Annotated in this window: 14 protein-coding genes; 1 reads left to right on the forward strand and 13 read right to left on the reverse strand. The window is 41.9% G+C overall.

Going from position 1 to position 11,792, the window contains the following annotated elements:
- A partial coding sequence (locus tag B5D39_RS16565; protein ID WP_139366830.1) for a transposase occupies positions 1-280 on the forward strand: 280 nt, incomplete at its 5' end.
- Here the strand turns inward: B5D39_RS16565 and B5D39_RS16570 are convergent.
- The 13 genes from B5D39_RS16570 to B5D39_RS16620 form a co-directional block, all read right to left on the reverse strand.
- Positions 261-1,121, reverse strand: coding sequence for a tetratricopeptide repeat protein (locus B5D39_RS16570; RefSeq protein ID WP_078791607.1), 861 nt, complete (start codon positions 1,119-1,121; stop codon positions 261-263). The two genes, B5D39_RS16565 and B5D39_RS16570, sit on opposite strands and share 20 nt — an antisense overlap.
- The gene (locus tag B5D39_RS16575; RefSeq protein WP_078791608.1) at positions 1,121-1,921 is read right to left on the reverse strand and encodes an ABC transporter permease; all 801 of its coding nucleotides are present in this window, start codon (positions 1,919-1,921) and stop codon (positions 1,121-1,123) included. The genes B5D39_RS16570 and B5D39_RS16575 overlap by 1 nt, the downstream gene beginning before the upstream one ends.
- A gap of 1 nt (position 1,922) precedes the next feature.
- Positions 1,923-2,654, reverse strand: coding sequence for an ABC transporter ATP-binding protein (locus B5D39_RS16580; protein ID WP_078791609.1), 732 nt, complete (start codon positions 2,652-2,654; stop codon positions 1,923-1,925).
- A gap of 329 nt (positions 2,655-2,983) precedes the next feature.
- Positions 2,984-3,667, reverse strand: a complete 684-nt coding sequence (locus B5D39_RS17420; RefSeq protein WP_078791610.1) for a type IV pilin protein — start codon at positions 3,665-3,667, stop codon at positions 2,984-2,986.
- A gap of 233 nt (positions 3,668-3,900) precedes the next feature.
- On the reverse strand, positions 3,901-4,452 hold the full coding sequence (locus B5D39_RS16590; RefSeq protein WP_078791611.1) for a GspH/FimT family pseudopilin: 552 nt from the start codon (positions 4,450-4,452) through the stop codon (positions 3,901-3,903).
- An 82-nt stretch (positions 4,453-4,534) separates the two neighbouring features.
- A complete protein-coding gene (locus B5D39_RS16595; RefSeq protein WP_161947529.1) occupies positions 4,535-7,066 on the reverse strand; it encodes a pilus assembly protein in 2,532 nt (843 codons plus the stop codon).
- Positions 7,017-8,078: a vWA domain-containing protein gene (locus B5D39_RS17060; RefSeq protein ID WP_161947530.1), complete on the reverse strand. Its 1,062-nt coding sequence runs from the start codon at positions 8,076-8,078 to the stop codon at positions 7,017-7,019. The genes B5D39_RS16595 and B5D39_RS17060 overlap by 50 nt, the downstream gene beginning before the upstream one ends.
- A gap of 38 nt (positions 8,079-8,116) precedes the next feature.
- On the reverse strand, positions 8,117-8,545 hold the full coding sequence (locus tag B5D39_RS16600) for a hypothetical protein (RefSeq protein ID WP_078791613.1): 429 nt from the start codon (positions 8,543-8,545) through the stop codon (positions 8,117-8,119).
- 64 nt (positions 8,546-8,609) lie between these two features.
- Positions 8,610-9,113, reverse strand: a complete 504-nt coding sequence (locus B5D39_RS16605; RefSeq protein WP_078791614.1) for a PilX N-terminal domain-containing pilus assembly protein — start codon at positions 9,111-9,113, stop codon at positions 8,610-8,612.
- Positions 9,114-9,195: 82 nt separating this feature from the next.
- Positions 9,196-10,167 (reverse strand): PilW family protein, encoded by a 972-nt coding sequence (locus tag B5D39_RS16610; RefSeq protein ID WP_078791615.1) that lies wholly within the window; start codon positions 10,165-10,167, stop codon positions 9,196-9,198.
- 62 nt (positions 10,168-10,229) lie between these two features.
- Positions 10,230-10,718: a type IV pilus modification PilV family protein gene (locus B5D39_RS16615; RefSeq protein ID WP_078791616.1), complete on the reverse strand. Its 489-nt coding sequence runs from the start codon at positions 10,716-10,718 to the stop codon at positions 10,230-10,232.
- A gap of 38 nt (positions 10,719-10,756) precedes the next feature.
- Positions 10,757-11,239 (reverse strand): hypothetical protein, encoded by a 483-nt coding sequence (locus B5D39_RS16875; protein WP_139366832.1) that lies wholly within the window; start codon positions 11,237-11,239, stop codon positions 10,757-10,759.
- Between the two features lie 100 nt (positions 11,240-11,339).
- Positions 11,340-11,711, reverse strand: a complete 372-nt coding sequence (locus B5D39_RS16620) for a response regulator (RefSeq protein ID WP_078791617.1) — start codon at positions 11,709-11,711, stop codon at positions 11,340-11,342.
- Positions 11,712-11,792 lie beyond the last annotated feature (81 nt).

Raw genomic sequence — 11,792 nt, forward strand, 5'->3', positions numbered from 1 at the left:
TGCCAGATTTCTGGATGCTTGGTGCAAAAGAACCATGAGGTCACGCATCATCCCGATGAAGAAGATTGCCAAGATGCTGCGCTCGCATCGGGAGCTGTTACTCAACTGGTTTCGGACCAAAGGGCAGGTTGCCTTGGGGGCCGTAGAAGGATTCAACAACAAGGCTAAAGTGACGTCACGTAAAGCATACGGTTTCAGAAACTTTGAAGTGATGAAAATCGCCTTGTATCATACACTTGGCAACCTGCCAGAACCTGAGGCTACCCACAGATTCTGCTGAAGAGCCTTGTTGATTTAACCCTGCCAGACGAATCAATATAAAAACTTCCACCATTTGGTTCTTTAGGAATAGACACAAGTGCGCCCAGCTTCACCAGCTCATGTATATCTGCCGGTAGTTTGCCAAACAGCTTCCGGTATGATTCAACCGCCAGCTCAATCTGGTGGATACCTTTCAGCAGATCAAGCCTCCGTTGGAGAGAGGCTGCCTGATTTTGCAGGCCCTGTAATTCCAATTCATGTATCTGCTGTTCAAGATACATAATTGCAAGTTCAATTTTATTGGCTTTGTAAGCCACCCGGGCGGCCAGGCTGTCATAAAACGGATTTCCACCTGAACGTTTTGACGCCTCTTTCAAATAACTGAAACTTTTATCATTATCATCAAGAAAATAGTAATAGTTAAATCCGGCGAAGAAGGCCAACATGGAATCCCAACTACGGGTATCAGCACCCTTGGCAATCAGGCCATTTACCTCGGCAAGTTTGTAGCGATCCCAAATTAGGGCAGAATTCATCAGATAGTAAGGGTCCAAAAAATAAGGATCTAGTGCAACTGAATTTTTCAGGGTATTATGCAACCACTCGTACTGTTCTGGTCGATAACGATGAGTATCTGGTTGTGTTTTAACCTCACCAAGCCATGTAAGCGCATTCAGAAACGATACATCAGCAGACAACTCTTTAAACTGACCTGAAACAACACGAAGAAAATTGGCGGGGATAGTGAACAGCTGTTCTTGCTGAGATTTTTTCACAGTCGCCAGCGGAAGTGCATAGAGATACAACGCCGTACCACACAGTGCAGTAAACCAAGGTATAAGGCTAGTCAACCGCCGCATCAGGTCAGCTCCTTCCGTTTAAACAGCACTAATGCCAATGACAGTACGGCAACACTGTAGCCCAGCCCGTACAGTAGTGCAAAACCGGCTTTTCCAGCATGTAGAGTAAGGCCGTGTGCAGCAGTTGCCTTCAGATCAAACAGGGCAAAGTTTGGAAACAGGTAATAAGCTAGTGTTACCAATATTTTTACAACAGGAAAAAACTTGTCCGATCCAGCGGATTCAATCAACAACTTCACCTCTTGTGTGCTTGATCCAATCAGCCAGGTAAGAATGGTTAGAATGAATGTTACAAACGGACTGGAAGCCACCATGGAAAACAAAATACTTAGCGCTGTTAATAGTAACATCTGTACGAACACAAACAGGTGGGCAACAGCAACTAAACCTAACGAAACCGCACCAAAATATCTGGCGTACATATTCTTAACCAGTACCAGAGTTATCAGTGAGGCCACCAGCAACAACAGCATAACAAATCCCTGCAACAACCCCAGCCCTAAAAAACGCGCAACAAGATAATTAGAGCGCGGCACTGATCGTGATAATGCCAGATAAATGGTTTTACGCTCCAGATCCCTGGCAAGAATGATAATACCCACAAACAGTACCACCAACAATGCAGCAAAAGTAGCCGTAGACAGAGCAAAATCTGTTGCAACTTTACCCACATCCCGCATAATCATACCACTCAGCACAACCGTAAAAATCATCATCAAACCAGCCATTAAAGAAATACCATACACCGCCTTGTTACGAAGACCTTCAAGAAAGGTAACCTTAATAATTGCCTGTAGCATGTTATTTCACCTCATCCAGACCAGTATCAGCAACCACCTGCAAAAACAATTCTTCCAGAGGCATGGTCAGATCAGATACCTGTCCTTCATGACACAGTCGGCCCTGCACAATAATCCCCACCCGATCACAAAGACGTTCAATATCTGTCAGTACATGGGAAGAGATAAACACTGTCTTTCCCTGTTCTTTCAGCTCTGCTATCAGATCAAAAATCAATTTACGTCCAAGTGGGTCCAAACCACTCATCGGTTCATCAAGCACAACCAGATCCGGGTTATGGATTAAAGCGGCAGCAATAGCCGTACGCTGCTGCATACCCTTAGAGTAACCACTAATGCGACGATTAGCAGCCTGACTCAGCTTCAATTTTTCCAGCAGCAAGCTACTGCGCTCAGCTATAATTGATGAAGAAAGCCCAGACAAGTTACCGGAATATGCAAGGTACTCATGAGCAGTCAGAAAGTCATACTGGCAGGGGTTTTCCGGCAGATATCCAACCCTGGCACGGGAAGCGTTATCCCGTGAGGGCAGACTATTAATAGTAATAGTACCACTATCAGGACGGATCAAGTCCAGCAATAATTTGATAGTCGTTGACTTGCCAGCGCCATTGGGACCAATACAACCAAACACCTCACCAGATGCAACAACCAATGAAAGGCACTGAACAGCAGAAACCTTTTTACCTCGCTCGAGCTGAAACGTTTTACAGACATCTTCAAATATAATCATAATATATACTCCACTAGGTTGGTCCAATCCCCCCCAGCCTTGACAGGGAGTCTCAACAACTTTGCTGTTCTGGAATTATGCTACAGAATTTGTCGTTATGCATCTAATGGTGTCCCTTATTTTACGTTTTGAAAGATAACGTAAAATAAATTTCGCTTTTTTTCAAAAAAGTCGCAACAGCGCCTGATTTAGGTTAAAATTTAGTCGCCAAACACAAATTCGACCTAAAAGGAGAACACTGCTGTGAACAATCATTCTACTTAAAAGGCACAAATAGATGAGGCCGAGTATTACTACCCGGCCCCACCTTACAATATCTACTAAAAAAATTACTTGGTGATCCAGTTCAACTTATTAACCTTTGCACTACCACAAGCTGTTGCATTATTAGGAGCAATATCTAAACCCGCAGTTACACCAGCAAATGATGGGCCATATGCTGTTGTTGCGCTAAAAACCTGATTAACAAAAACATCATCTTCGCAAGTATAGATAGCTGTTGATTCAGCCTCTGAAGCATAAACTGTATCACCCTGGAGATGTTTTGCAGCCATTGTGTATGAAGTTGATGTAAAGGCTGGGTTAACAGGAGCAGCGTTATCAGCACGTAAAGACACATTATTTGAAAGGGCAAATCCAATTGCAGCAGGTTGATTAAGATTGTTTGGACCTTGAAACATAGCGCCAAGTATTGGTACTGTGCCACCAACAGCAGCAGTCAACGGCCCTGTTGCTAAACCACCCGCGCCGTTGGCAGCTGCTGCGGCAGCAATACCAACAGGGGCAGTAGGAGTAGCTAAAACAGATTGTCCGTAAGTTTGATCATTAGTCATCAACGACTCTTCAGCACCTTTTGCATTTTTCAAATCTGCCAAGCCTGCAGCATTAAAACCTCTCATACGGTATGCGGAAAACTGTGGAATAGCCACAGCGGCCAAGATACCGATTATCGCAACAACAATCAGCAGTTCGATCAGGGTAAAGCCTTGACGGTTACGGATTTTGTTCAACATTGTGTTTCTCCTTTCAGGTTGTCCTGCCAATGGCAGGAGTAGTTTGTTTACATACTTACTTGCACCAAATGATTCCGCTATATACTTAAAAGTTTCAATGCAAACCCAATGCCAATTCAAGCAACACCACAACAGGCTAAAAACAGTAATCTTTTTACAACCACTAAAACCAGAATATATAGTTTGTCATGAGCTTGTCTGCCAGTACTGACATTTTTTGACAACATCAAAAATTACGGAGCACCATCTGCAACACTAACTTTAGTAACTCTAATTCTACCAGTGGTCAATAGTTCAATTCTATATCTTTGAGAATTTAAATCTGCAATCGCATTGATTTGATTATCAAATATCGTAATGCGCGTAAGATTGCCACCTAAGGGAGAAAATTCCATTGTTCCATTTGGATTACAGACAATATCGGTATTATTACCTGCCAGACCAGTTCGTATTGCTGTTAGAGTAGCTTGTTGGGTAGCAGCATCCCAAACCGTAGATCCCAGAGCACTGTTTCCACGTTGAAGTTGATAGGTTCTGGCAACAAGGTTAACCTGAACACGATACTGTCTATTTTTTGCTATAGCTTCGGAACGAGCGCTACGAATAAATGCAGTTAAACTATTAGCGGCATCGCGAAACTGTAAATTATTACGCCATTCAAGAAAAGATGGTGTGGCAATTGCTGAAATAATACCGATAAAAGCAATAACAACAATTAATTCTACAAGAGAGAAACCGAGTGGTTTAATAAAACAGACACTATATGAACATTGTCTTTCAGACATATTCTTTCACTCCGTCTACATACAGTCTTTTTATAGAAGTTGTTACCCCCATCAAGATGGGGGTAACAACCATATTCCAGCCTTATCGTAACCGCCAATTCAGCATCTTTACAGGTTTGGTACCAGCTTTTGTAATTCCAGGATTAGTGAGAGGCTTATCTCCAGCACCAACAAACACGCTGACCTTGCCAGTAGAAGAAGTGGTAACAACGACACCAGACGCAATACCCTGTCCAACTCCTTTTTTACGATCTGCTCTATTTAAAAGCACGGTTTCACCAGATGTCTGGCTCCGAGTGTTTGTCGTTGAACTAGCAACATCATTAGCGGTATTCAGATTAAGAATCGCCTCACCGGTATTATAACGGAGGGCATAGACATAACTGTCGCCAGGGTTGGTTGTCTGGCAAGGGTCAGAATTTGTAGGAACGTATGTTGTAAAATAGGCCACCTTATTAATAACAGCTGAAGTGGCAAGTACCTTCTCACCTGCAAGTTCATTCAACTTAATATACCAACCACCACCAAGTTTTAATTGCCTTAGAATATAAGCGATGGATCCAGGAGTTGGGGAACAGGTTGTACCAGTATTTGTTACAACTGTAGCAGCTTGAAGCTGATTTGTTGTCACATCGACAAGGTTAGATTCTGTTTTGTTTCCCGTTGTTTCTGAGTCTTTCACCTTCACCATATAGATTCTGTCTACAACATTTTTATTAAGGGGGTGTTCTCGGTCTCCGGTGCCATAAAACACCATGTCACATGTTTCTGCAACATCGCCACATATAGCTGGGTTTGAATTGGCTGAATAACAATAATCCCTCACAATAGTCGGCTTATAGAAGACTTTTTTCCCCTTATCAGTTGTCGTATTTGCAGTAAATACCTTTAACCCGCTCCATGTTGTGGTATCTGTGGTTGATGGCAAAGCACCGATATTAAAACGCCAGAGGGTTCCAGCAACATCAATAGCATACAGACGATCTGTATATCCTCTGTTTTTCACATCGACTGTAGAGATCTCGCCGACAAAAGAAGCAGCACTGTTTGACACATAACTCCAGATTAATGATCCTATGTTTGTAAAATCCGAAGTATAACCTGAAGCACCAGCTACCAGCCGGGCTATTTCAACTATATATATACCCCGGCCTTTTGGGTTCAGCGCGGTTGTAGTTTCGACACTACTGACAAGTCCAGCGCCCAGGTCAGTATTACTAACACTGACGCTGGCAGCAGGATATGTCGTAGCAGCTCCATACCGTCTGTCTTCATTCAGGTTATCATAACCACCGCCAAATATAGCCGCTATTTTATATTCAGTACCTACCTTGATTTTAGATAGCTTTGGCTCACTCCATGTTTCAGCTAGTTCTGAAAAACCACTCGTTGCATTTGATATGCTTTTGACAAATTTGGGATTTTCAGGATCAGAGGCATCAATCAGATAATAGTAACCTTTTGCTGGTGATACTATCCCTCCACCACCACGACGCTGACCAACCATCAGATACACCGTATCGGCCAAACCATCTGCAACAGGGGCATCATAGACATATGCAGAAACAGAAGAATCCAGAAAGTTTGTATGAGTAGCAGAATGCATTAATTGAAGATTTGGAAGTGTATCTGGCGGTATAAAAGCCCAGGCCTCACTACCATCACAATCTCTAAAAGCATGTAACATGCCATCATTTGCACCAACAAAAATCATGGTTTTGTTTGTAGAACAACTAGATTCATTGGCGGTGCTAAACGTATATTTCTTATAGTTGACCACTGCTGGTCTAGAATGAAGTATATCGCCAAGAATCCAATCACGATTATCAGTTGTACTACCATTGCTGTTATCATCATAGGCATCGTACCCAACCACAAAATTGATAAGATTATCTCTGGCAACACTATCAGCAACGCCCAATGTCCCTGCAGTAATAGCGACATTTGAAACAGTAAAGCTGTTTGAAGCATCGGCCAAATTAGCGTTGCCTAGGTAGGTAAATAATCTACGATCAGTTGGAGTACGAGCCTGCAAAAGCGCACCAGCTCCTCCTGCAGTCACGTTGCCAGCATCTGCATTTTCACTCCAGAATGAAATTGCACTATCACGAAAGGCGCCATTTGTTTTTCCCATGGGTAACATGGTACCGTCTCTGTCATCCTTACCGTCTGCCGGAGGAAGCTTTGTCGTATTATTAACAACATCCATATATGTCGCATAGTTTAAACATTTTTGGGGAGTTGTGGATGGATTAAGATCACTCTTGTCACAGAGGTCATTATAGCTATCAAGACCAAATTTTTTCAGATTTCCTTCCCAATAGCTGGTATTGTTTGGCTTAAACAAACCAATGTAGACACGGCTTGCATCTGAGGTTTTATTCTCAGGACTGGTTGGGATTATTGGAGCGACAAAGGATGAATTGATTTCCAATATGTTTGAAACAACATGCATAAGTGCTTCGGACAAGCCGGTCTGGTCTGCTGCCAAAAAGGCCTGTCCGTGTCCATGGTTGCTATCCGCTGCGCTATTTAACAGGGAAACAGCATCAGCATCAGCGCCACTAAGGCCGAAACCAATAGTATATGCCTTGCATGCTGGGATACGTGCCATCAGGAAACAAGTCTTCATCATACAAATATTTAGCAACATCATCGAGATAGTGAGACCCGTCACTGTCGAAGTTTCCAGGGTCTGCCCCATCATGATCATAATCACCTATATTCGTCCCCAAGACAGTATTTTGGTCCTGCGTTGACATTCCATCAGTTACCAGAATAACATAATTTTTCTGACAGCTTGCTGTAACAGGACTGGTGTATTTGTAAGAAGCGTTAAAACCTGTTTGACCAAATTTTCTAGTTCCTCCCTTATAATAAAGCATTGCCTCATAAAGGGTCTCTGCCAAAGGTGTCCATGTGCTAGCGGTATAATCACTTACAATACTTAGTAGTGCTTGCCTGTTTGTTGTAGAACCTGAGTGAATGGCATCCATATCTTTAATAGTTGAAAAGTAATCAGAGCCTGAAACACTCTTTTTTATAAAAGTACCACCCTCACTCTCATTAAACTTCATAATGCCAAAATTAACGCCATTAGTATTTTGCAACAAATTGGTTACCACTTCTTTTGCTATATCTATTTTGGTTTTGTAAACGGCACAACCACCGCCTTTTAAATAATTGATATAATTACCAAGAACATAAACACCACTGGTTGATGAACCATCACATACACCTGTTGATTTTAGTCCGCGACCTGAATATTGACCCGTTGTTTGCAACAGATTTCTGGGATTAAGCCCACCGCACGAAGTTACAACACTGGTAACATTTGTAATATAACTACTGTAACTTCCACTCACAACTCTGTACACTCTGTTTGTAGAATAACCTGCTGAAGGATAGGTTATACTCGGATTGTATGCACCCGTAGCGGCACAGACCGTCCCCGTCATGCTTCCTGAGTTATCGAGAATTATCAAAATATTGGGTTTTAGCATTTCAGTGGTGGCCCCATAGATTGAGGTATCACCTGGATACTGGTCAGGCGCAGCGTAAAGACTACAGGGTATTACAGTTATAACTAATAAGAACAGTAGTGTAATACATTTAGAGAGTAACATAACGCCTCCTTGTTACCTTAGGTAATTAAATCAATTAATTATTTAGCCCCAACACTATCCAAACTTGTATTTTGATTCAGGTAATTTCCAATTGCAAAAATAGCTGGCTCTGCTGTCGTACCACACGCACCACGGACCCCCAAATTACCGCTCCAAACTCCCGTGGAATCAAGACTTGCTAAAGCCGCTGCGCAGGTCACATCTTGCTGATAATTATCAGACTTGCTCCAGCGCATCCAAGGTTGTTTCGTGTTATGACGATAATACAGCGCTTTGGCATTATACTTGCCGGTGTATATGTTACCTGCAACATACTTAGTGTTATTGGTTGCCGATATAACCGGAACAACTGCCGGAAAATTTGTTGCCTGAACGACATCTAACGATGCAGTTACAATAATACAAAAAGCTACTATGGCAGCAAGCAACAGATGACGTTCTGGTTTTACTCGTTTACAATTTTTCATACTGTCCCCCTAACTTTTTAAATGAAATATTTATCTGAAAACAAATTTGTAAATATAAAATAGCTTAATTATACAGAACGTTACCACCACCTCCACCGTAATTTACTTTTCCTATTTCAGTTTCAATTGTCACCTCTCCAGCATTTGGACTATGACCGACCATAGTGACAGAATAAAGATAGGTTTTGACATCTTGCGAATTTCCTGACTCTAAACCTCCCGATCCAGTATACAGAAATTGAGTAGTCAGGTCTGAAGGAACACCAGCTCCAACTGCAATCGTAGTTGTTACAAGCGCTGAATCAGTACCCGTTAAAAGGCTACTGGCGTTTGCAACCAAAAAATCAATGCTACCATCAGAATTGTAAAAAGCTTCTTGAGTATTTCTAAAATTACCTGCTATACGCAATTCAGAAGTTGTTGATGTAAGCACTGTAGCGCCAAGAATACTCAGTAATAACAGCATCATCAGAACGACAACAAGTATAACACCTTGTTCATTCTGCAATGAAGCACCTGCCCTGCACTTAAGTTTTCTAGTAAAATTATATTTTATTTTGCAGCACATACGGCCCCCCTCTTTGCATCAAAACATGCGCGAACTGATATAGCTGTTTTGGAGTCAGACACCTTATATTTCCAATAACATGTTAGAAACTACTGTCATCTGCCTTATTAATTCTATTTCTTAATCGTATAACAGATGATAACTGCCTGATCTTGGGTACATTAGCAGATAGCAAGCGAGTAGTTTGAGTCTCGCCCCAGACTGTCACAATAACAGCCTTAATTAATTTTGTATCAGCTGGAGTATCTGTAACTGTATTATCATCAAGAACATAGCGCAGCTGGAAATCTGACATATTCTGAGCCACAATTTCTGAACCCGTCGGTATTGTTCTCTGAAGACAGAGCTGATTGTTCGGACAGGTGTTAGGGCCAGCTGTCGTTGTCGCTGCATTGACAAGTTCGTATCGCACTGTAGGGGGAGTGATAGACCCGGCGGGCACAAGTACAATACGATCACCAATCTTAACATCTTCAGTTAGCGCAGGAGTAAAGTTTATAGTGTTATTTGGTATATCAACACCGCCAACAGGATTAATCGTATAAAGACCTAAATCTCTGTATTTTCCAGATTCAAATCTTATTATCTTAATAGAATTATTATTATTAAAGAGGCGAATAGCAGCAACCTGGGTTGCTGCAACAGGAGGCATCACTGTAATAGTTGAACTACCAGTAGAAACATCAGTTGAACTTCGTGTAAAAGCATTATTTAGTGAGGCCATGTTTATCGTTACCGTGTCAGACCCAGCTGGCACAGGTGCTTGATTTAGAACCTGAGCTGATTTTAGTCCTCCATCATTTGCAAATGCACTAATCGCCGGTGTGTTTGCCGTATCAATCAAAAATCCAGCAGAGTAAAGATCTTTGGTAACAGCTTCCATGGCTATACGCAGGTTTTGTTGCACCTCGACAACTTCATCAGTGGTGTAAGCAGTGCGCTGGTTTGCTATAAAAACTGAATAAACCGCCCCCATAACAATACCCAGTATTGCTACGACTATTAGCAACTCAATTAGTGTAAATCCATTCTGTTTATATGCGTGTTGTCTCATCTAATTATCCTCTTAAAACCGGAAATTCTTTTTAAGCACCTTACTAAATGCGCACTAACTCGCTATGAAACATCTTTCATCCCGGTCATCCTAACCCGCTCTTCAAACTGACCATCTGCACGCCGTTGTTCAACTCTCACTATAATTGTAGCCACATTTCCCGCAAGAGTTATTGCATAGAACGCCCGGAAGGTACCGGAATCAGGAAAAGACAAAATATTCCTATCTCGTGAGGTTGCCACACGAGGATCCGTTAAAAAAGTCACTAACTTGTCATTCACGGGAACAGGGAAAACAGCGGCAGAGGGGGGAACAGCGGGAACAGGGGCAACAGCTACGTCAGCGATGAGAGCATCTTTTTCCCAACTTTGAATATCCTCCATCACCTCTCTTACAATGTTGGTTGCCACGGTCTGTCGCTGAGCAATTGTACCGGACTTCATGCCAACTATCTGCATTTGCACGATAGCAAGAATTCCTATGGCCATAAGGGTTATGGCAACAAGAAGCTCTACCAGTGTAAAACCTTTACTATTGTTTAGTTTGCTCATAAGACACCTATCTCATGGTTAATTTCATAACAGCCTGCTTACCACTGTCCACAACGACATTCCCGGATGGTTATTTTCGGATTGGTGGAATTAACGGTCAGAGCCGTCACTCTACTGTCACACAACATCAAATACACCGTTCCGGCATTGCTGCTCATTTCCTGATTACAGACCATGCTGTTGTTTGTTTGAAAAGTAATACCATCTGCTTCATTTGCCAAACCGGGTACCGGACCGCAATTACCATAACCGAAATGTATACCGGCTTTATTTGAAAGTTTAAAACTTCGTATAACACTATCATCAGCAGTGTTCCATCTGCCATCACCGCCTCTGTCAGAAACTAAAGATACGGCAGTAGTCACTGGTGCAAATGTAACAGCAATTGGGTTATTTGAAGTCAATGCTAAAGCACGTGCTTCTCTAATTATGTCGCAAACTTCACAGGTTGCTAACCGTATAGCACAGTTGCCATGATATGTAGCGACAACTGGTACAGCAATGGCCACCAGAATTGACATGATTAATATAACCACTACCAGTTCAACGAGACTGCAGCCAGTTTTCGTACAATTAAGCACAAGCAGAAACCTTAATAACCTAATGCAGTTCTTATAAACATCATTCAGCTCCTGATATTTTTAAAAGTTTGTTTATAAGGTCATGATGCTTAAACGGCTTACAAATAAAATCGACGGCACCTTCTTTCATACATCTATCGGCAATTTCTTTAGTCCCGTAAGCAGCCATCATGATAATTGGTGTAGTCACACCAGAGACAACAGCTTGCCTTAAAAACGAGAGCCCGTCCATACCTGGCATTATAATGTCACATATAATAAAATTATATGAATGTTCTGATAAAAGTTTTAGTGCGGCTCCACCATCTTCAGCTAATTCAGCTGAATAGCCATATTTATGAAGCATTACAGAAAGCATATGGCGCATATTTTCTTCATCGTCAATTATAAGAATCTTCAGACGTGTACTCATTCAGTAAGACCTATTGGAATTATTTATATTAATACAAAGCAAAAAGGATGCCATGAAAACAACTCTGTAATTCAAGTAATT

The sequence above is a fragment of the Trichlorobacter thiogenes genome, from assembly GCF_900167465.1.
In the GTDB taxonomy this organism is placed as follows: domain Bacteria; phylum Desulfobacterota; class Desulfuromonadia; order Geobacterales; family Pseudopelobacteraceae; genus Trichlorobacter; species Trichlorobacter thiogenes.